Annotated in this window: 20 protein-coding genes and 1 pseudogene; 14 read left to right on the plus strand and 7 right to left on the minus strand. The window is 63.8% G+C overall.

Annotated features, from left to right (window positions below):
• Positions 1-104: 104 nt before the first annotated feature.
• Positions 105-392 (minus strand): co-chaperone GroES, encoded by a 288-nt coding sequence (locus tag AAC645_RS07610; protein WP_340315001.1) that lies wholly within the window; start codon positions 390-392, stop codon positions 105-107.
• Between the two features lie 265 nt (positions 393-657).
• Between AAC645_RS07610 and AAC645_RS07615 the strand changes: the two genes are divergently transcribed.
• The 3 genes from AAC645_RS07615 to AAC645_RS07625 all read left to right on the plus strand — a co-directional run bounded on the left by AAC645_RS07615 (position 658) and on the right by AAC645_RS07625 (position 2,781).
• The gene (locus AAC645_RS07615; protein ID WP_340315003.1) at positions 658-1,602 is read left to right on the plus strand and encodes an alpha/beta hydrolase; all 945 of its coding nucleotides are present in this window, start codon (positions 658-660) and stop codon (positions 1,600-1,602) included.
• Between the two features lie 128 nt (positions 1,603-1,730).
• Positions 1,731-2,117, plus strand: coding sequence for a nuclear transport factor 2 family protein (locus AAC645_RS07620; RefSeq protein ID WP_340315005.1), 387 nt, complete (start codon positions 1,731-1,733; stop codon positions 2,115-2,117).
• Positions 2,118-2,202: 85 nt separating this feature from the next.
• The gene (locus AAC645_RS07625; RefSeq protein WP_340315007.1) at positions 2,203-2,781 is read left to right on the plus strand and encodes a nuclear transport factor 2 family protein; all 579 of its coding nucleotides are present in this window, start codon (positions 2,203-2,205) and stop codon (positions 2,779-2,781) included.
• Positions 2,782-3,403: 622 nt separating this feature from the next.
• On the opposite strand, the gene AAC645_RS07630 is transcribed toward AAC645_RS07625, so the two are convergent.
• Together AAC645_RS07630 and AAC645_RS07635 are read right to left on the minus strand one after the other, a co-directional pair.
• Positions 3,404-4,234: a 23S rRNA (adenine(2030)-N(6))-methyltransferase RlmJ gene (locus AAC645_RS07630; protein WP_340315009.1), complete on the minus strand. Its 831-nt coding sequence runs from the start codon at positions 4,232-4,234 to the stop codon at positions 3,404-3,406.
• Between the two features lie 56 nt (positions 4,235-4,290).
• Complete coding sequence (locus AAC645_RS07635) at positions 4,291-4,872, minus strand: pseudouridine synthase (RefSeq protein WP_340315010.1); 582 nt, start codon at positions 4,870-4,872, stop codon at positions 4,291-4,293.
• A gap of 339 nt (positions 4,873-5,211) precedes the next feature.
• On the opposite strand from AAC645_RS07635, the gene AAC645_RS07640 reads away from it, so the two are divergent.
• Both AAC645_RS07640 and AAC645_RS20420 read left to right on the plus strand, forming a co-directional pair.
• On the plus strand, positions 5,212-5,502 hold the full coding sequence (locus tag AAC645_RS07640) for a hypothetical protein (protein WP_340315012.1): 291 nt from the start codon (positions 5,212-5,214) through the stop codon (positions 5,500-5,502).
• A gap of 237 nt (positions 5,503-5,739) precedes the next feature.
• Positions 5,740-5,880, plus strand: a pseudogene (locus AAC645_RS20420) (HGGxSTG domain-containing protein); the annotation flags it as partial.
• 102 nt (positions 5,881-5,982) lie between these two features.
• Here AAC645_RS20420 and AAC645_RS07645 read toward each other — a convergent pair.
• Positions 5,983-8,637, minus strand: a complete 2,655-nt coding sequence (locus AAC645_RS07645; protein WP_340315014.1) for an EAL domain-containing protein — start codon at positions 8,635-8,637, stop codon at positions 5,983-5,985.
• A gap of 76 nt (positions 8,638-8,713) precedes the next feature.
• Positions 8,714-9,556: a metallophosphoesterase family protein gene (locus AAC645_RS07650; RefSeq protein ID WP_340315016.1), complete on the minus strand. Its 843-nt coding sequence runs from the start codon at positions 9,554-9,556 to the stop codon at positions 8,714-8,716.
• A gap of 356 nt (positions 9,557-9,912) precedes the next feature.
• On the opposite strand from AAC645_RS07650, the gene AAC645_RS07655 reads away from it, so the two are divergent.
• The 6 genes from AAC645_RS07655 to AAC645_RS07680 all read left to right on the plus strand — a co-directional run bounded on the left by AAC645_RS07655 (position 9,913) and on the right by AAC645_RS07680 (position 15,478).
• Positions 9,913-10,737: an FkbM family methyltransferase gene (locus tag AAC645_RS07655; protein ID WP_340315018.1), complete on the plus strand. Its 825-nt coding sequence runs from the start codon at positions 9,913-9,915 to the stop codon at positions 10,735-10,737.
• Positions 10,738-10,741: 4 nt separating this feature from the next.
• Positions 10,742-11,941 carry a hypothetical protein gene (locus AAC645_RS07660; protein ID WP_340315020.1) on the plus strand — a complete coding sequence of 400 codons (1,200 nt, stop codon included), beginning with the start codon at positions 10,742-10,744 and terminating at the stop codon, positions 11,939-11,941.
• Positions 11,942-12,101: 160 nt separating this feature from the next.
• A complete protein-coding gene (locus AAC645_RS07665; protein ID WP_340315021.1) occupies positions 12,102-13,094 on the plus strand; it encodes a KpsF/GutQ family sugar-phosphate isomerase in 993 nt (330 codons plus the stop codon).
• A 16-nt stretch (positions 13,095-13,110) separates the two neighbouring features.
• Positions 13,111-13,914 (plus strand): 3-deoxy-manno-octulosonate cytidylyltransferase, encoded by an 804-nt coding sequence (gene kdsB, locus AAC645_RS07670; RefSeq protein ID WP_340315022.1) that lies wholly within the window; start codon positions 13,111-13,113, stop codon positions 13,912-13,914.
• Between the two features lie 10 nt (positions 13,915-13,924).
• Positions 13,925-14,950, plus strand: a complete 1,026-nt coding sequence (locus tag AAC645_RS07675; RefSeq protein ID WP_340315024.1) for a phytanoyl-CoA dioxygenase family protein — start codon at positions 13,925-13,927, stop codon at positions 14,948-14,950.
• Positions 14,951-15,001: 51 nt separating this feature from the next.
• Positions 15,002-15,478, plus strand: coding sequence for a YbaK/EbsC family protein (locus tag AAC645_RS07680; RefSeq protein WP_340315025.1), 477 nt, complete (start codon positions 15,002-15,004; stop codon positions 15,476-15,478).
• 50 nt (positions 15,479-15,528) lie between these two features.
• Here the strand turns inward: AAC645_RS07680 and AAC645_RS07685 are convergent, their stop codons facing one another.
• Positions 15,529-15,858, minus strand: a complete 330-nt coding sequence (locus AAC645_RS07685; protein ID WP_340315026.1) for a hypothetical protein — start codon at positions 15,856-15,858, stop codon at positions 15,529-15,531.
• A 135-nt stretch (positions 15,859-15,993) separates the two neighbouring features.
• Positions 15,994-16,509, minus strand: coding sequence for a DNA-deoxyinosine glycosylase (locus AAC645_RS07690; RefSeq protein ID WP_340315028.1), 516 nt, complete (start codon positions 16,507-16,509; stop codon positions 15,994-15,996).
• An 81-nt stretch (positions 16,510-16,590) separates the two neighbouring features.
• Here AAC645_RS07690 and AAC645_RS07695 point away from each other — a divergent pair, with 81 nt between their 5' ends.
• The 3 genes from AAC645_RS07695 to AAC645_RS07705 all read left to right on the plus strand — a co-directional run bounded on the left by AAC645_RS07695 (position 16,591) and on the right by AAC645_RS07705 (position 18,870).
• Positions 16,591-17,589 carry a cysteine synthase A gene (locus tag AAC645_RS07695; protein ID WP_340315030.1) on the plus strand — a complete coding sequence of 333 codons (999 nt, stop codon included), beginning with the start codon at positions 16,591-16,593 and terminating at the stop codon, positions 17,587-17,589.
• A 103-nt stretch (positions 17,590-17,692) separates the two neighbouring features.
• Positions 17,693-17,920 carry a hypothetical protein gene (locus AAC645_RS07700; RefSeq protein ID WP_340315031.1) on the plus strand — a complete coding sequence of 76 codons (228 nt, stop codon included), beginning with the start codon at positions 17,693-17,695 and terminating at the stop codon, positions 17,918-17,920.
• A gap of 458 nt (positions 17,921-18,378) precedes the next feature.
• The gene (locus tag AAC645_RS07705) at positions 18,379-18,870 is read left to right on the plus strand and encodes a division/cell wall cluster transcriptional repressor MraZ (protein ID WP_340315032.1); all 492 of its coding nucleotides are present in this window, start codon (positions 18,379-18,381) and stop codon (positions 18,868-18,870) included.
• Positions 18,871-18,880 lie beyond the last annotated feature (10 nt).

Raw genomic sequence — 18,880 nt, forward strand, 5'->3', positions numbered from 1 at the left:
AAAACGGAGCTGCGGCCCGCAATCGGGCCGGCGTCACGCAGGTGAAGCGACGAATGGCTCGGGCCGATCGAGCAGATCATCCGCCCCGGATCGGCCGATCCGGATCAGCCGACGATGCCCAGTACGTCGCTTTCCTTCATGATCAGCAGGTCTTCGCCGCCGATCTTGATCTCGGTGCCGGACCATTTGCCGAACAGGATCTTGTCGCCGGCCTTCACGTCCAGCGCGGTGATCGTGCCGTCCTCGGCGCGCAGGCCGGTGCCGGCGGCGACGATCTCGCCTTCCTGCGGCTTTTCCTTGGCATTGTCGGGAATGATGATCCCGCCTGCGGTCTTCTCGGGGGCTTCGAGACGGCGGACGAGAACGCGGTCGTGCAGGGGCCGAAATGTCATGGGACTATCCTCTCGCTGGGCAGCGACGGGATCATCGCTTTCACAAGCGGAAGCCAGCGCCACCAGATTGCGATCTGGCAGTCCCTCTGGGGGAGTGCCAATACAGCGGCTGTGCGCGCATCGGGGCGGCGCGTCAAGCTAAGCCTCTGTCAGGTTGGGAAAGCTCCTCCAGGATCACGCGGTTGACAAATCTGCGGCACGATCCTCAAATCGACGTTAGAATATTCTGCGGCACCGGCCGGCACGAGAGGAGAACGATAGAGAGATGCCCGAGCAGGTAAGATTTCTCGTCGACGGCACGGAGGTGCATGCGGATCTCTATGTCCCTCCGGACATGCAGCGTGGCGAAAAACGGCCCGCGATCGTTGCGGGCCACGGCTTCAGCGGTGTTCGCGAAATGCTGGCTCCGCAAGGCGAGTTTTTCTCGAAGGCGGGCTATGTCACGCTCGCGATCGACTACCGAAGTTTCGGTACAAGCGGCGGGGAGGTTCGCGGCGAAGTCTTCCCCGAGCGACAGATGGACGATCTCAGCGCCGCAATCAGTTACCTCCAGACCCGCGACGAAGTCGAGCATGATCGTATCGCGCTGTGGGGAACCAGCTTCGGCGGTGCCATGGTGCTCGGTGCCATAGCGCGCGACCGCCGTGCTCGTGCCGTGATCGCCCAGGTGCCCATCGTCGACGGCCGCGGGTGGATGCGTGCGCTGCGCAATGCCGAACAGTGGGAGACGCTCCTGGACGCGATAGATGAGGATCGTGCCCGGCGCTTTCAGGGCCACCCAAGCCTGCGCATTCCCGTTTCACTGCCTTTCTCCTCGGAGGAGATCTGCGCCATGCCGGCCAGCCAGGACACGCTCGCTTTTCAGACGATGATGCCCGACACTTGGCGCGGCGACATAAGCCTCGAATCGCTGGAAAAGGTCCTTCAGTTCAGTCCGGCGGCGACGATCTCCCAGATCTCGCCCCGTCCGCTGTGCATTGTCATGAATACTGGCTATGAGGTCATCCACCCCATCGGACCAGTGGTGGAAGCCTATGGCAAGGCGGCGGAGCCGAAGAAGCTTGTCCTGCTGCCCTACGATCAACTGGGATTTTACGCAGACGAGGGGCAGGACGCGGCCTTGGGAGCCGCACTTCGCTTTCTCGAAGAAGTGTTGCCGGTCGGGAGCAAGATCGGCGGCGCAGTCCCGCGGTCCCGCTTCGCTTCCTGACTGCCGGGGCAGGATTTCGGACGTCCAGAACCAGGCGATGTGCGAGATGCTCCAGTTCACCCCGGAAACTGCCATGTTATAACGGTCATCAAACCCTTTAGAACTCAGAGCTCAAGAGAGGACATCCAATGGAAAGCGCAAAAAAGCAGGCCGTACGTCAATATTGCGACGCCGTCGGGCGGGGAGACGCGAAAACCATCCTCAGCCTTGTGACGGAAGATTACACGCACGAGTTCCTGGGCAGCACCGTGCTGCGGGGCACGCGGACGCTGTCCCAAATACTGGAACAGCTCGAAGCATTTTCGTCGGCATTGGTGGGGCCTGGTCAATTCACGTTCCACGAGATGGTCGAGGAAGGCGATCTCGTGGCTGCAACATTTTCCGGCAAATGCGAATTGGTGAACGGCAAGAGATTTGATGGTGACTATGCCGCATTCATTCACTTCAGGGGTGACAAGATCCTGATGATGCGCGAGCTGATCGATACCAAGCTTGCGGATAGCGTGCTTGCCTGACCTGGCATGACCAATCCCGCTTTTGATCGGCTGCGATTTCACGCATTTGTGCTGACGCTGCATCCCTCATTGGGTTAAAGACACTATGGAAAATCAGTCGCTTGCAATCGCGCAGCTGCTGGATCGCCAGCAAATCACCGATGTCATTCACCGATACGCCCGTGCGGCAGACCGGCTCGACGTTGAACTTTTCAAGACCACTTTCTGGGAAGACGGCGGATTTGACGGCGGACCGGCGGAAGGTCCGGCGGTCGAGATCATCCCTGGTCTGTTTGAAAAGCTGATACCCGACATGTGGGAGGCCAGCCAGCACAGCATCTCCAACATCCTGATCGAACTGGACGGAGATCGGGCTTTCGTGGAGATGTACCTGACCGCCTTTCACCTGTCCTATCCAACCCATGCGAGCCGCGCGGCCCTGCTGGGAGAACAGAATGCCCTGGCAGCGGGTTTCAAGGACGACGACGTCATCGAATTCACCTTCGGCGGTCGCTATATCGACATCTTCGAGCGCCGAAATGGCGAATGGCGGATCTTCAAACGCAAGATCGTCCCCGGCTTCAACCGCGTGGAGCTTTACACCGGGATCAGGAAGGGCGGGCAATATGACCTGCTCAAGCACCGGGCCACCCGCGGATACGGCGATCCTGTCTATTCGCGATAAGCGCGGTCAAGACGACGCTTGCCGCGGCGCGCGACGCCAAAGGCTATCATTGATAAATTGAGTATTGTGCCCCCGGAATTGGAGTTGAATGCGGGTTGTCTTACGACGTTCGTCGTTGAGATAGATGCCGCTTTCGCCTGAGCGGCTCGAACTGGCCTTTGGGATACTACTCAAGCAGCTGGTGGGGTAGGTCGGATGATGATTGGTGCCGAGCATCTCGGCGACTGGGAGGCAGGTGGCTGTTGTTAGGAGCGGCCCTCAGCCTCCCGGTGCGGAATAATCTCAACGAGTTGAAGCTGCCCTTTCGGCTTTAGTATCGATGCGGCGGCTACGCGCCCTAATATCTGCCATTGCAGCTGGCCCGCCGATCACCTGAAAGCAGACCAGCGTTACCAATGGGTCTGGATGACTAGATCTGGGGGACTTAGCTGCCGTTCCCAGTGCCTTAGACAATCTAGCTGCGGAGAAAGCGGACCTACCGGCGTTGCGTGATTAACGTAGTGCAAGTGAAGCGATGGTCACCAGCCAAAATCCGACATCGAGCGAAACTCGCGAGATGCTTTGCTGCAACCTGCCGTGCGGCAATTCCTCCTTTGGGACAAGGCGGCGATGCAGGTCTATTTTAATCGTCCAACCAATCAGCTGTGATTTTGCCCCTATGCCCTTCCGGCGCCAGTGCGGCGCGGAGGGCTTCCAACAGAGGCGGCAGCGCCTGCGTGAAGGCGTATGGCGGGTTGACGATGAAAAGACCCGCGCCGTTGTAGGAACCGGGCTGAACGCTATCATACAGCCAATGCTCCACGCCCATAAATTTTGGGATGCCGAGCTTGCGTAACTGCTCCTTCCACCGCCAATGCGTGGCCTGGTCTTTCAGCGGATACCAGATCACCGTCACGCCATGCGCCCATTTGCGGTAAGCGGCGGCGAGGGTGGCTGTGATACGGGCGCGTTCGTCTGTCTGCTCGTACGGCGGATCAACCACCACCACGCCGCGCCCGGTGCGGGTCGGGAGCATCGCCAGCCAAAGCTCGTAGGCGTCGCGCTCATGCACGGAAGCGGGTGTGCCGCGCATCGCGCCGCGCAGGATACTGGCGTCCTCGGGATGTTTTTCATTGAGGATCAGGAAGTCCTGCGGGCGTAGAAACTGCGCCAGAATGCGCGGCGAGCCGGGGTAGAGGTGCGGCTCGGCCCCGACATTCACCGCCTGTACGGCGGCGCGGTAGTCGTTCAGCAAAGGGTTCGGGTCGGCAAAGGTCTGCAGCACGCCCTGCGTGGCCTCGCCGGTGCGTTGGGCCCGATCGTCGTCAAGGTCGTAGAGCCCGCAACCGGAATGGGTGTCGATCAGGGTCAGCGCGCCCTGTTTGAGCTGCAAGGCCCGGACGAGGGCGATCAGGAGGCTATGCTTCACGACATCGGCGCTGTTGCCAGCATGGAAGGAATGGCGATAATTCATTGCAAATCAAAACCCTGCCGATTGGCCTTTGTACGAGCTGCTAGGCGAGGACTGCGTCATCGGTCATACGTGCCACTGGTAATCTCGCCCAGACTAGGGAACTCCTCGAACTGGCCCGGCGCGATACCGGCGACAGCCCAGTCGCCGATCGACCAGCGCACCAGCCTCAGGGTGGGCAACCCGACCGCCGCCGTCATTCGGCGCACTTGCCGGTTGCGCCCTTCGCGGATGGTGATTTTTAGCCAGCTGTCGGGGATGAGCTTGCGCTGGCGTATCGGCGGATCGCGCGGCCACAGGTCCGGCTCATCAATGCGAGCAACGTCGGACGGCAGGGTCATGCCATCCTTGAGCCGGACGCCCTGCCGCAAGTGCTCTAGTTCCAGCTCCTGCGGATCGCCTTCGACCTGCACAAGGTAGGTCTTGGGCAGCTTAAAGCGTGGATCGGCAATTCGCGCCTGCAGCCGCCCATCATCGCATAACAGCAGCAGGCCCTCACTGTCCCGATCAAGCCTCCCCGCGGGATAGACGCCCTTCACCGCAATGAAGTCGGACAAGGTCGACCGAACCGTTGGCGATCCGCGGTCGGTGAATTGCGATAAAACCCCGAAGGGTTTGTTGAACAGTAGCAGCCGGGCCATCCTGAGTTCATATCGTTCGTTTGCGGCTATGTCTTCAGGCCCATGCTACCGCTGGATAGGCAACGCCTGCTAGACCCACCCGAAAGCTGTCGGTCAGCTTTCCTGTTTTCTCAGCTAGACCGGCCGTTCAGCTATCGGCCCATAGCCAGCCACGACCACGTCCCGCGCTGGCCAGCCCCACTTCCCATTTGTTCGGTTTTTGTTCTTGTATTTCCCCTCTATTCCCGCTACGCATCCCTGTCTCCAAACCGCACCCGAGCGCCCTTGACCGGCCCGACGCACCCTCTCCCATCGCGACGCCGCGCCGGCCCTTATGCGCCCGCATCGAAAGGCAGGCCGATGAACGAGATGAGCAGCACCCCCCAGCTATCGCACGGCGAAGCCGCCGGCGCCGAGCCGGACGATCCGTTGGCGCTGATGCGGGAGCTTATGGAGCACGCGGTCTCGCTCGATGGCATCTTCTTCGACATGACCAATCACGCCGTGGAGGTTTTCAAGGATTCGCGGGGCGCGGCGAAGGACTATATCCGTCTGGCGCTGCGAGCGCAGTCGAGCTGCCGCACCTCGCTGGAGGCGATCGCCCGCGCCGATCGCGCCACGCGGCCGGCAAGCCCCGGCGGCGGCAAGTGAGCAGCCGCCCTCTCCCCCTCTTCCACACCATCGTCATCCCGGACTTGATCCGGGATCCCACTGCCTTTCGCCGATGCGCAACGGGCCGAGCGAGGAACAGAGAAGCGGGATCCCGGATCACGTCCGGGATGACGGAAATGGATGTATGATGGCCTCGACCATGGCGTCGCCTGGCGCGGAGGGACGGGGAATCGCGGCCACCGGAACTTCCTTCCCGGCCGGCATCAGCCGAAGAAAATGAAAAATCCGGCGAACAACCCCTTGCAACCGGAAATTCTGGCCAATGCACCACGCTGCGGAGCGCGCACCCGGGCCGGGTCGCCGTGCCGCGCGCCGGCGGTGGGCGGGCGGGCGCGTTGCCGGATGCATGGCGGCAAGGGCAGCGGCGCGCCGCGCGGCAATCGCAACGCCCGGAAGCATGGCGCGCACTCCGGCCGGATACTGGCGATCGCCCGCTATCTGCGCGAAAGCCGGGCGCTGCTAGCCCGCTGCGCTTCGCAACATGCGCTGCGGGCTCATCTGCTCGGCTTCGATCGGCTCGTCGAACCCCACGCCGAAGCGGTCCTCGTCCGCCCAGCGGATCACGCCGCGCACCGGCCGGCCGTCGCCGAAATCGAGCGTCACCGCCTCGCCGGGCCGAAAGCCGATCCCGCATTCGATCATCGCCCCGGAGCGCGACAGGTTGCGGACGCGGCCGGTCTCGGTGCCATGCCGGCTGCGGATCGTCGCGGCGCGGAGCACCGCGGTGCGCGGGTCGCGGCTGACCAGCAGCGCCGGCATGACGAGCTTGCTCGAACTCGCCACCCGCGCCCGCGCTTCGTCCGACAGCATCGGCCGCCCGAAGATATAGCCCTGAATGTGGCTGCAGCCGAGCGAGCGGATCAGCGCCAGTTCCTCGGGCGTCTCGGCGCCCTCGGCGGTCGTCTCCATGTCCAGGCTCTGCGCCAGCGCCACGATCGCGCGGATGATCGCCGCGTTGCGGTTGCCCGGCACGGCGGCGCCCTGCACGAAGCTCTGGTCGATCTTGATCTTGTTGAACGGCGCCTTCTTCAGATAGCCGAGCGACGAATAGCCAGTGCCGAAATCGTCGAGCGCGAAGCGGACGCCGATCGCCTTGAGCTTCGCGAACATCGCGTCGGTGGCGGCATCGTCGTTCAGGAAGACGCCCTCGGTAATCTCCAGCTCGAGCCGGTGGGGCGGCAGCTGGGCCGCGGCCAGCGCGCTCATCACGATGCCGGGCAGCGCCGGGCTGGCGAACTGGATCGGCGAGATATTGACGGCGATGCGCACCGGATCGGGCCAGTTCGCCGCTTCCATGCAGGCGGTGCGGAGCACCCATTCGCCGATCTGCGCGATCAGCCCGATTTCCTCGGCAATCGGAATGAAGTCGCTGGGCGACACCGGCCCGCGCGTCGGATGGTTCCAGCGCGCGAGCGCCTCGAAACAGACGATCGTCTCGCTCTCGGCGTCGACCACCGGCTGGTAGACCAGATGCAGCCCGCCCTCGCCCATCACATTGCGCAGGTCCATTTCGAGCAGCCGCCGCTCCTTGGCGGTGGCGTGCATCTCGGCTTCGTAGAAGCGGTGGACGCCCTTGCCGTCGGCCTTGGCCGCGTAGAGCGCGAGATCGGCGTTGCGGACCAGCTTGTCGGCGCTCGCGCCGTCGTCGGGCGCGATGGCGATGCCGATCGACGCGCCGATCGAGACATGCGAACCCTCGATCGAATAGGGCTTGGAGACCTCGGCGATGATCGCGCTGGCGAGGGTCGCCAGCCGGCTCGTCTCGACGATGCCGGGCAGCACGACGTTGAACTCGTCGCCGCCGAGCCGGCCGACCTGGCCATCATTATGGACGACGCGGCGCAGGCGATCCGCGACCTGCCGCAGCAATATGTCACCGATCGGGTGGCCGAGCGTATCGTTGACCGACTTGAAGCGGTCGAGATCGAGCATGAACAGCGCGGTCGGCTTGGCGCGCCCGGTGACGTTATGCAACGACTCGTCCAGGGTGCGGCGCATCAGGATGCGGTTGGGCAGGCCGGTCAGCGCATCATAGCTGGCCAGCCGCTTCACCTCGGCTTCGGAGCGGCGCATCTCGGTCAGGTCGGTACCGCTGCCGCGAAAGCCCAGGAAAGTGCCATATTCGTCGAAGGCCGGCCGTCCGGACAGCGACCACCAGCGGACGTCCTGCCCCGCCGCGGCGCGCACCGCGATCTCGGAAAAGGCGAGCCGGGTCGACAGGTGGAAGCCCAGCGTGCGCTCGCCGTCGCCGGTGCCGCGCACGTCGCGTCGTTCGTGCAGGACGAGGCCGGTCATCGGCGTGCCGAGCAGGTCGTCGAGCGACAGGTCGAGCGCGGCCGCGATCTGCGGCGAGATATAGCTGAGCAGGCCGCGCGCATCGGTCTCCCAGAACCAGCCGCGCCGGTTCTCCTCGAACTCGCGCAGCAGCACCGCCGCCTTCAGCGCGGAGGCGGCGTTGGCGAGCCAGCGGCGCGAGGCGAGGTAGCTGCGCTCCGAAATGCCGCCGAGCGCGACCGTGGCGATGCCCAGCAGCGGGATAAGAATGACCAGCGTCATCCAATGACCCACCGCCAGCGCGACGCTGATCGACAGGGTCAGCCAAAGCGCCAGCGCGGCTGTGGGGACAGGCGCAAAAACCAATGTCGTGATCACAAGCAGCGCCGAATAGGCGATCGCCGCGACCGGCCAGTTCGGCGAGGTCATGTCGCGCGCCGCGCCGAGCATCCACGTCGACCAGCACAGGCCCTGCGCCAGTCCGAACAGCGCGACCAGTCCGTGCATGTGTTCCGGCGACCTGCGCCCTGGCTGCCTGTGGCGGGCGAGGCGGCGGACCGCTGCGCCGGCGGCGAGGAGCAACGCCAGCGGCGCGACGATCGACCAGAGCGCCAGGCCGAGCCGCGGCGCGCGGACCAGCCACAGGCCGCAGGCGACGGCGACGTTCGCCAGCAGCAGCATCGGCAGCGCGTCGACCGCCATGCGGACGCGGTTGGCCAGCGACTGCTGGTCATGCTCGCCGCCGCGCGGGAACAGGCCCCGCACGAAGCGAAACCGGACCGCATCGATCTCCTCATGGGCTTCGACGGCAAGAGCCGAACGTCCGCGCACCCGCCGCATGCGGCGCTCCTCCTCGTTACCGGCGAGGCGCGCCGCCGGTTCCCCCAGCCGCAGGCGCCCACCCCCGAGTCGGGGCTTAACCCAAGCTGCTTAATTTCGTTTGAACTTCGCCATCGACGACGCTGGCGCGCACCAGCCACCGCCTGTCGCCTTCCAGCCCCAGCGCGGTCAGCACGCCGCTGCGATAGGCGCCGGTATCGATGCCGATGCGATTGGCCTGGACGTCGGGCTCGGTCGAGATCGAGTGGCCGTGGACGATGCATGCGCCGAACTCGCCGCGATGCTGCAGGAACTCGTGACGGATCCATCGCATGTCGGTCGAAACCTGCTCTTCCAGCGGCACCCCCGGCCGTATGCCGGCATGGACGAACACATAGTCGCCGAAGCGGATCGCATCCGGCAGGCTGTCGAGGAACTGGCGATGCCGTTCGGGGATATAGTGCCGCAGCATCTCGACCGGCGGCAGCTGCTCGCCCAACGTCGCGACCGGGACGCCATAGCTCGCCAGCGTCTCATAGCCGCCGAACTTCAGCCACAGATTCTCGCTGCGGTCCTCCAGCGGATCGAGAGCCCGGAGCATCGCCTCCTCATGATTGCCCATTAGCAGGTGGAAGGTGGCGAAGCCGGGGAGATGGGACAGGACATATTCGATCGTCTCCGCCGAATAAGGCCCGCGATCGACCAGGTCGCCGAGCAGCACGACATGGTTGTCGGCCGGCGCGCGGGCGGCGATATCGTCGCGGATCTGCGCCAGCAGCGGCAGCAGCAGGTCGAGCCGGCCGTGGACATCGCCGATCGCATAGACACGCTGCCCCGCCGGAACCTGCGGCCGCGGCCCGTCACCGCGCCGGGCGGTCAGCGTATTCATGCGCTGCAGCCAGCCTCTGTCGCCGCCCTGCCCAAATCCAGCCTGGTTCAAATTCAATCTCCGCACACGGAATATGGCGCTGCACCTGGCGATTGGCAATGCTGGCGGCCCGGATCATCTGCGTGGTTGAAACGCTGTACGGCTGCGGCTATCGAGCAGCCAAAGTAACATGACGATCAACGCAATTTCCGTTCAGCATGCGTTGCAGCAAGAGGCTTTCGGACTTTTCGACATATTTCACGCGTTGCCGCGGGCGCTCATGAGCTCCATCCCCATACACCCATACCGCTGCCAAGATCGCGGTTCACGAATAGGCGAACTCAATGCCTTTAGCTTCCCTGTACCATGCGTGGAGAAGGGTATCCCGTCCAAGTTCGGCCCGGAAGCACGGCAGGGGCAAGGGCATATTGGATCTCGGCGCGCTGAAGAAGTCGCGACGCGACCATAACGAGGCCGTCATTCGCGGGATGTGTGCCAATGCTTATCTGGGCAAGGGAACGTCGCTCTGCAACGTGCTCGGCCGCTACAAGATGTTCGTCGACACCAGCGATATCGGCTTCTCCTCGCACATGCTTCTCGATGGCTACTGGGAGATGTGGGTGACAGAGGCGATCGTCCAGCGCATCGCCGCCGGCATGGTCGCGGTGGATTGTGGGGCCAATCTGGGTTACTTCACGCTGCTGATGAGTGATCTGGTCGGACCATCCGGCCAGGTGCATGCCTTCGAACCTAATCCGGCCATCGCGGCGCGGTTGGTCAACACCGTCGCGATAAACGGCTTCTCCGATCACACGGTCGTCCATGGCGCGGCGCTATCGGACAAGTCCGGCGAGGCAGTGTTGTTCATCCCGCACGGCGAACCGAAAAACGCTTTCGTTGACGCAGCAGTGGTGGGCGACCCGCAGTTCGAATCGGTTGCGGTGCCTACCTTGCGGCTGGACGAGTTGCCCAATGCCGAGAAGATCGACTTCATCAAGATCGACGTCGAGGGCGCCGAGGAACGCGTGTGGTCGGGCATGCAGGGAATCCTGCGCAGCGGCCGGCCGCTCACGATCGTTCTCGAGTTCGCCAGTAGCCGCTATTCCGATGCTGGCGCTTTCCTGAGGGAGATAATGAGCCACGGCTTCGCCTTCCAGATCATCGATCCGATCGAGGGCGTGTTCCAGACCACAATCGAAGGCATCCTCGCGCGGCCCGCGCGAATCGATCAGATGCTGATCTTGTCGCGGTAGGATTTTGACCGGAACGGAATCCCAAGCCGCAGTACGCGAGATCGACGCCTTCAGCTATCTCGCGAGCATTGCCAGCGCCATCAAGCCGCTCGGCGGACCCGAGCCAAGCCCTGATCCGAAATATGGATTCCACACCCAGTATCTCGAATTCCGTCCAGGACGGGTGGTCTTTACGATCCGTTTCGATGCCCTGAAAGCCGCTAGAGGCGAACTTCGAGTCCAACTGCAAGCCTATTCGCCGGGCCGTCAGAGCGTGTCCCTCGTCGATGCGACGGCCGGTTCGATGGCGGCGCTTGCGCAGGATGGTGGCGAGCTCACCCTGCGCATGCATGCCGTCGCCGGCGTCACCTATGCGATCTACGGCTATTTCCCCCAGGGCACCGATGCCATCGCATCCGGAGTGCTGATCGAGGCGCGGGAGCTGGGCGCAGACGGAAGCAATGTCCCTGCAGAGGCGCTCGAGCCGACGCGGTTTGGAACCAACGCGCTCGATCATCCGCACCGCTTGGTCGATAACGGACCGGCACTGTTCGATGCGCCTGTTTCACAGCCAATGACCTCGGCGCAGTTGCGCGAGGGCGCCTTCAGCACGCGCAGCAGTGCCGTTCAGGAGCGGGGGGCAACCGAATCTGAGACGTGGAGCCGGGCGTTCTTGCTGCAGGTTCTCGACGTTTATGGGCTGTTGCGGCCGGGCGCGCGCGGTTTGTCCTTGTCGGGCCAGGATCATGCTCTCGACCTCGCTCTGTCCGGAGACGATTGCACGACCATTTCCTTCGATCGCGCCGTCGAGATGAACGGACAGCTACCGGACGATCTCCGCGGGTTTGATTTTCTGTGGTCGATGGGGACAGTCGGCGCTTTCGATTCGGTCGGTGCCGCAGCGGATTTCGTCGAGCGCGCCATGCATTGCCTTCGCCCGGGCGGCATCGCCGTTCACCTGTTCCCTCTCGCTCTTCAGTCAACGCGACCGACCGCCTCCGGTGGCGTAGTCTCCATTGGACGCGCCGATGTCGAGCGCATGGCCCTTACATTGATTGCGCGAGGCAATGATGTCGCACAACTGAAGTTCGGATCGGGGGATGGCGGCGATGCGCCCCTGGCCGTTGAAGGGCCCCAAGTCGGTAACGAGCGAGCTAGATCGTCAGGGAAGGTGCCTTACGGGCTGATCGCCCGCCGCGCGATCGAACGGCGAGCGCAAACTTGAGCCTGGCGCGACGTTTCCAAGTTGATCACCGACAATGGGGACGTTGTTATCGGATTAGGCTCATAAAAGGCACGGATTTGTGCATTGCCGCAATAAGCTGTTGCAACAAATGCCAGTCGGGCTATTTTACGGTAACGCTGTGGGGGCCAGGGAGACGAGCGTGATAACCCACGATATCCGGTCCAACGCGACCAATCCGAATATATTGTCCCGGGGTCGGGAGGTCTTGAAGGCCGAGATCGATGCCCTAGTGCAGCTCGAGGCTTTCCTCGACGATAGTTTCTCTTCGGCTGTCCGGCTGCTTGAGGCTACCAAGGGGCGCGTCGTCGTCACTGGCATGGGAAAATCCGGCCACATCGCGCGCAAAATCGCCGCCACTCTTTCGGCCACCGGCTCCCCGGCCATTTTCATTCACCCCGCCGAAGCCGCCCATGGCGATCTCGGCATGGTGCAGCACGGCGACACCATGATTGTGCTGTCCAATTCCGGTGCCACCACCGAATTGACGCCGATCATGCAGCATTGCCGCAGCCTGCGCATCCGCATCATCGGTATCGCTTCACGCGCAGATTCGCCGGTCATGCAGGCTGCCGACGTGCGGCTGCTGCTGCCGCAGGTGCGAGAAGCCTGCCCCAGCAACATCGCGCCTACCACCTCGACCATAATGATGCTGGCGCTCGGCGATGCGCTGGCGATGGCGTTGATGGACGTGCGCGGCGTCGCGCGTGACAGCCTCAAACTCCTCCATCCCGGCGGCGCGATCGGGCTGCGGCTGATGGCTGTGACCGAAATGATGCACAGCGGCGCCAGCTTGCCGCTGGTAGCGCTCGACACGCCGATGCGCGACGTGATCATGACGATGACCTCGATCGGCTTCGGCGTTGCCGGCGTCGCCGATGACGATGGCCGGCTCGTTGGTGTGATTACCGATGGCGATCTGCGGCGCCATATCGGGGACTTGCTCGACGGGACCGCTGCCGCGGTGATGACGGCCAGCCCCAAGACCGTCCCGCCGGACACGCTCGCCGAAGATGCGCTGATGATCATGAACGACTGCAAGATCACCACCGTCTTCGTGATGGACCAGGATCGGCCGGAATTTCCCGCCGGCATAGTCCACATCCACGACTTCGTCCGCTACGGGCTGAGCTAGGCTTGAAGCTTTCGTCATGACCGATCTCGCGGTCATCATCCCGGCCCGCTACAAATCCTCGCGCTACCCGGCCAAACCCCTGGCGCCGCTCGTCGGCGCCAGCGGCGTGGCCAAGCCGCTGGTACAGCGCAGCTGGGACTGCGCGACGGCTATCGCCGATCCCGGCTCGATCTGGATTGCCACCGACGACGAGCGCATCGCCGACGCGGTGCGCGATTTCGGCGGACAGGTGGTGATGACTGCGGAGAGTTGCGCCAACGGCACCGAGCGCTGCGCCGATGCCATCGCCCGGCTGGGGATCTCCCCCGAAATCGTGGTCAATCTGCAGGGCGATGCCCCGCTCACGCCGGCGCATGTCGTCACCGCCTTGATCGACACGTTGGCCGCGGCACCGGACGTCGCAATGATCACTCCGGCAATCCGCTGCTCGCAGAGTGTTTACGACCACCTCGTCGAAGATCAGGCGCAGGGCCGCGTCGGCGGCACGACCGTTGTGTTCGGCAGCGACCATCGCGCGCTGTATTTCTCGAAGCGGGTAATCCCGCATCTGCCACCAGAAGCAGCCGCACAGGCCTTCCCGCCGGTCCACCTCCACATCGGCGTCTATGCCTATCGGCCCGAGGCGCTGCGCCGCTACGTCGCCTTGGAAATTTCGCAGATCGAGCGGCTCGAGGGGCTCGAGCAGCTTCGCTTCCTTGATGCCGGCATGGCGGTCGGCGTTGTGCCGTTTGAGCCGATCGGCTGGGATGCGATCGAACTCAACAACCCCAGCGACGTAGGCCCGATCGAAGCCATATTAAAAGAGCGAGGAATCGCTTAAGGGCCACCGCATGACCGGTTCAATCCTCCGCTCGCTGCTTACGCCCTGGTGGGCGGCGCAACTGCTTACCGGCGCCAAATCCTTCCGCGACAACCCGCTTATCGGGTCTGAGCGACTGAACCGGCGCGGCCTGCATGCGCGCCGCGTCGAACTTGCGCGAGCACTGGCGGAGCGCCGTCGCGTCAGGCTTGGGAAGGCCGCGGATCCCGCCGATGTTGCAGCCTTCGAACGCGATGGATTTGTCATGAAGCGCAACTTCCTGGCGCCGGACGTCTTTGCAGCGCTGCACCGCCAGCTACTCGCATGGAAGGGGCCCGCCCGAGAGATGGTGCAGGGCGACACCATCACCCGGCGCTACGCCGTCGATCCGGAGCTTCTCGCCGCGGTTCCGGCGATGCGGGCCTTCGTGCGCGACCGACGCTGGCGCACACTGGCGCGCTATGTCGCGAGTTTCGATATCGAGCCCCTGCTCTATGTCCAGACGATCCTCAGCCAGCGCCTCGATGCACCGCCGGATCCGCAGACCCACCTCCACGCCGACACCTTTCATCCGACGATGAAGGCCTGGCTGTTCCTCGAGGATGTCGCGCCCGAAGAGGGACCTCTGACCTATGTCGCAGGATCACACCGGCTGACGCCCCAACGCCTCGCCTGGGAGCAAGGCCGCAGCCTCACCGCAGGGAAAGGAAGCGACGTGTTGTCGGCGCGCGGATCATTGCGGATAACGCGTGACGAATTAGCCTCCCTCGGCCTACCGGAGCCTAGCGCCTTCGCCGTGCCTGCCAATACGCTGGTGGTCGCGGACACCTTCGGCTTTCATGCACGTGGTCACAGCGAGCGGGCATCCACCCGTATCGAACTCTTCGCCTATAGCCGGCGAAACCCGTTTCTTCCGTTCGCCGGCTTCGACATGTGGAGCCTGCCGGGTCTCGCGGAGCGCCGGATTCCGCTGCTCTGGCTCACCCACGACATCTATCGGCGCTGGATCGGCCAGCCTTGGGGGAAGGTTGGTCTAAAGCACCCCGATGCGGAATGATGTGAAAGGGACACTTATGTCAGCCCAGCACCCTCAAACTCATACGAACCCATGAGCCTCGAATCCGTTCGCGCCTTCCTTACAAAACACGCACCCGAGATTGCTATCACCACCCAGGCTACCAGCACGGCGACGGTAGCAGAGGCTGCGGAAGCCCTCGGCGTCCTGCCCGGCCAGATCGCCAAGACGCTGTCGGTGCGGATCGCCGATGTCGTGATGCTGATCGTCACGCGCGGCGACGCGCGGCTCGATAACCGCAAGACCAGGGATGCGCTAGGCGGGCGCCCGCGAATGCTTGGCGCAGACGAGGTCGAGGCGCTGACCGGGCACCCTGTGGGCGGCATATGCCCATTTGGGCTCGCACGGCCGCTGCCGGTTTATTGTGACGTATCGCTGCGGGATTTCGAGATTGTCTATCCGGCCGCGGGGTCGCGGACGGCTTCGGTGCGCATCAGCCCCGATCGGCTTGCCGAGCTGACGGGCGCGCGCTGGATCGACATGTGCCGGCCGGGCGACGCAACGCAATAAAAAGGCCGGCGGAGCATTGCTCGCGCCGGCCGGTATTCAGGGAAAGCGGATCAGGCCTTGCAGCCCTGGGCGGGCTTGCCGGGAGCTGCGATCTCGACCTGCGGGCCATCGCCGCTCACCGAATAGCCTTTGGCCGTGTAGGGCTTGCCAGGCTCGGCGGCGGTGAGCATCGTGGGCGTGCCCTCCTTCGAGGTCTTGTACGCAGCTGTGTTGTTGCTGAAGAAGTCGACATAGACGAGGCTGGCGTCCTTGCACCGGTAGGTGCGGCTCTGCGTCACCATCGGCGGCAGTTCGACCGGAACGGCGGCATTGAGCGCCGCCGCATCGGGATCGGATTCGCTGGCAGTGATCGTTTCCGGTTTGCCACAAGCGGTAAGCATGAGAGCGGAGCCGAGGACGGCGGCGGTTAAGAAGCGGGTATGAATGTGCATAGCGGCGGTGTTTGCGGTCCTTTTGTGCAGTGCGTCAAGTACAGGAATGTCATGAAGCCAGCATGAACATATGATTTTTTTCCATCAGGTCCTAAAATCCGACGAAGGATCGATAAATGCCCGCAGCCGAAGCCAGCTCAGCCGCTTTTCCGAAAGCGCCAGTGTATAGGCAGGGCTGCTAGACGGCAGATCGATCAACTCCGGCACGGTAACGGCGGCGATCTTCTTCCGCCCGATTCGCGATGCGGTTGCTCCGTTGAATCCGATGGCGCACAGCGCTGGCAAGGTCGCGACCAGCGCCGCCAGGTCGTTCGGCCGGTGGTCGCGAATTGCGCCATCAAGGCTCCCCGGCCGCACAGCGTCGGCAACGACGTCCCACAGGCCGACACCGGCGGCACCAAGCAAAGCCAGGCGTTCCGAATACGCGAGTTCGTTCAGCTCTTCCCGGCCGATGACCGCACCTATCAATTTCCAGAACTGATTCCGCGGATGCGCATAGTAGCGTTCGGCGCGCAACGACGCCTCGCCCGGCAAACTGCCCAGCAGCAGCAGGCGGGTATTGGGACCGACAACGGGCGGGAAGCTGGCCTTGCGGATCATGTAAGGCCGACAAGCAGCACAGACGAACGCCAAAGAGAAGCTATGTTGGCAAGCGCGACCGCGCTCGGCTAGATTCCGCCGATGGCAAAGGACAAGATTGCGCACGACGCGCTCACGCTCATCGGCAATACTCCGCTGGTTAGACTGAAGGGCCCGAGTGAGGCCACGGGCTGCGAAATTCTCGCAAAGTGCGAATTCATGAACCCGGGCGGTTCGGTCAAGGACCGCGCTGCGCTTGCGATCATTACCGACGCCGAGGAACGCGGCCTGGTCGAGCCGGGCGGGGTCATCGTCGAGGGCACCGCGGGCAACACGGGCATTGGTCTGGCGCTGGTCGGAAATGCGCGCGGCTATCGCACGATCATCGTGATGACCGACACCCAGAGCCAGGAGAAGCAGGCCACGCTGCGCGCGCTCGGCGCCGAGCTCGTCCTCGTCGCCCCCACCGCCTATTCCAATCCCGCCCATTATGTACATACATCGCGCCGCATAGCCGAGGAGACGCCAGGTGCGTTCTGGGCCAACCAGTTCGACAATACCGCCAATCGACTAGCCCATATCCGCACCACCGCACCTGAAATCTGGGCACAGACTGGCGGTCGGATCGACGGCTTCACCTGCGCGGTCGGCACCGGCGGTACGCTCGCGGGGGTCGGCCTCGGGCTGAAGGAGTATAGCGAAGACATAGTGATCGGCCTGACCGATCCGCACGGTGCCGCGCTCTACAATTATTTCGCGCATGGCGAGTTGAAGGCAGAAGGATCGAGCCTCGCCGAAGGCATCGGGCAGAGTCGCATCACCGCCAACCTCGATAGCGCGCCGGTGGATACCCAATTTCGTATTTCCGACGAGGAGGGCCTCGATCAGGCCTTCGGACTGCTGCAGAACGAGGGGCTGTGCGTCGGCCTCTCCTCCGGCATCAACGTTGCCGGCGCGATCGCGCTCGCGCGGGAGCTGGGGCCAGGCAAGACCATCGTGACCATGTTGTGCGATTCTGGGATGCGCTATCTCTCGTCCATGTTCAATCCAGCCTGGCTGGAGGCGAAAGGCCTGCCGGTCCCGGCCCTGCTCAGGCGCTGAAGGGGGGCGCCAATCGTCGCGGCGACGTCCGAGCTGCATTACATTTGCAATTGACCTCCGCCCAAGCCTGGCGGAAATTGGCGCTCATGGGAATTACCGCCTGATGCAGCGCGTGCGGATCGGCATTACCGGATTGGCCGTGGTGTTCCTGGTCGTGCTGCTGGCTGCCGCGATCGTCGGCTTCCATTCCAAGGACAAGGCCGCCGACGCCAGCGGCTCGTCGGCAGCGGCCAACAATAGCGAAGCCCCGCCAGCCGACCCGCTGGCCGAACTCGGCGTCGCGCCGGGCGGCACGTCGGGCGACGAGCCGGGACCGTCCTCCCAGAAATAATGGTGGCAAAGTCGGGTTGCGATTCGCGGCTCGATTGAGTCGCTTGCAAAGCTACGTCCGCATTACCACGCCGGCCTGAGCCGCTCGCCCACCTCACTCCGGGGCCCATGCGGCGCCGGGCGCTACTGCCCACAATGTTCTCGACATAGTTATCCACAGGCATGGCCGCTCCGGCAGCGCCGGATTCCGGCGGCCATCGGGCGGTCCGCACGTTGCGACACTGTCCACAGGATTCCTGAAATCCACAGCCTGGAGGCAGGTAAAACCACGAAATGGTATAAAAATGCTTTGAAAACCCGACCTAAACCAAGTACATCGAAGCGGTGAAATGGGGTTGGGAGTATCGCTCGGCGTATTGACGCCTCCCGCCGTCCGGAAAGGGCGGCGCGGCTCCGGCGATCCTCCTCCCTCGAACGGGGTACGCGGTGGCGGCGGGTGCGGTCTTTAATGACGTTCATTTGAACGGCGTCGACGCCAAGGGGCGGGTCTCGCTGCCGGCTGCCTTTCGCCAGACCATCGATATCCGCTGCACCACCGGAACCGTAGCCAAGGGCCTCGAAAAGACGCTGCGCATGGCCAAGCACCCGACCCTGCCGTGCATCGAGGTCAGCGACGCGCTGCAGATCGCCGAAACCGAAGACCAGATGAACGCCCATGCCGCCCGGACGGCAGAGCAAACCGGTCAGCTGCACGGCGATGTGCTCGATGAACTCGAGGCCAAGACCTATCCGCAGATGAAGGACGTCGGTTATGATTCCGCGGGGCGCATGGTCCTGCCGGAGCGGCTGCGCGCCAAGGCGCAGATCGGCAGCGACGCGCTGTTCGTCGGCCGTGGTCGGCGCTTCCGCATATGGAATCCTGAGATTCTCCGCGCCAACCCCGACGCCGAATCGGAAGACGTCCTCGAGGAAATGGACGACTTGCTGGCTAAGCGGAAGGACCGGGGATGACCGCTCCCCC

The sequence above is a fragment of the Rhizorhabdus argentea genome, assembly GCF_037861105.1.
GTDB lineage: Bacteria > Pseudomonadota > Alphaproteobacteria > Sphingomonadales > Sphingomonadaceae > Rhizorhabdus > Rhizorhabdus argentea.

What these genes read in the sequence shown, in the direction of transcription:
- AAC645_RS07610 (WP_340315001.1), bottom strand. Translation starts at nt 392, where the DNA reads ATGACATTTCGGCCCCTGCACGACCGCGTTCTCGTCCGCCGTCTCGAA.
- AAC645_RS07615 (WP_340315003.1), top strand. Translation starts at nt 658, where the DNA reads ATGCCCGAGCAGGTAAGATTTCTCGTCGACGGCACGGAGGTGCATGCG.
- AAC645_RS07620 (WP_340315005.1), top strand. Translation starts at nt 1,731, where the DNA reads ATGGAAAGCGCAAAAAAGCAGGCCGTACGTCAATATTGCGACGCCGTC.
- AAC645_RS07625 (WP_340315007.1), top strand. Translation starts at nt 2,203, where the DNA reads ATGGAAAATCAGTCGCTTGCAATCGCGCAGCTGCTGGATCGCCAGCAA.
- AAC645_RS07630 (WP_340315009.1), bottom strand. Translation starts at nt 4,234, where the DNA reads ATGAATTATCGCCATTCCTTCCATGCTGGCAACAGCGCCGATGTCGTG.
- AAC645_RS07635 (WP_340315010.1), bottom strand. Translation starts at nt 4,872, where the DNA reads ATGGCCCGGCTGCTACTGTTCAACAAACCCTTCGGGGTTTTATCGCAA.
- AAC645_RS07640 (WP_340315012.1), top strand. Translation starts at nt 5,212, where the DNA reads ATGAACGAGATGAGCAGCACCCCCCAGCTATCGCACGGCGAAGCCGCC.
- AAC645_RS07645 (WP_340315014.1), bottom strand. Translation starts at nt 8,637, where the DNA reads ATGCGGCGGGTGCGCGGACGTTCGGCTCTTGCCGTCGAAGCCCATGAG.
- kdsB (WP_340315022.1), top strand. Translation starts at nt 13,111, where the DNA reads ATGACCGATCTCGCGGTCATCATCCCGGCCCGCTACAAATCCTCGCGC.
- AAC645_RS07675 (WP_340315024.1), top strand. Translation starts at nt 13,925, where the DNA reads ATGACCGGTTCAATCCTCCGCTCGCTGCTTACGCCCTGGTGGGCGGCG.
- AAC645_RS07680 (WP_340315025.1), top strand. Translation starts at nt 15,002, where the DNA reads ATGAGCCTCGAATCCGTTCGCGCCTTCCTTACAAAACACGCACCCGAG.
- AAC645_RS07685 (WP_340315026.1), bottom strand. Translation starts at nt 15,858, where the DNA reads ATGCTTACCGCTTGTGGCAAACCGGAAACGATCACTGCCAGCGAATCC.
- AAC645_RS07690 (WP_340315028.1), bottom strand. Translation starts at nt 16,509, where the DNA reads ATGATCCGCAAGGCCAGCTTCCCGCCCGTTGTCGGTCCCAATACCCGC.
- AAC645_RS07695 (WP_340315030.1), top strand. Translation starts at nt 16,591, where the DNA reads ATGGCAAAGGACAAGATTGCGCACGACGCGCTCACGCTCATCGGCAAT.
- AAC645_RS07700 (WP_340315031.1), top strand. Translation starts at nt 17,693, where the DNA reads ATGCAGCGCGTGCGGATCGGCATTACCGGATTGGCCGTGGTGTTCCTG.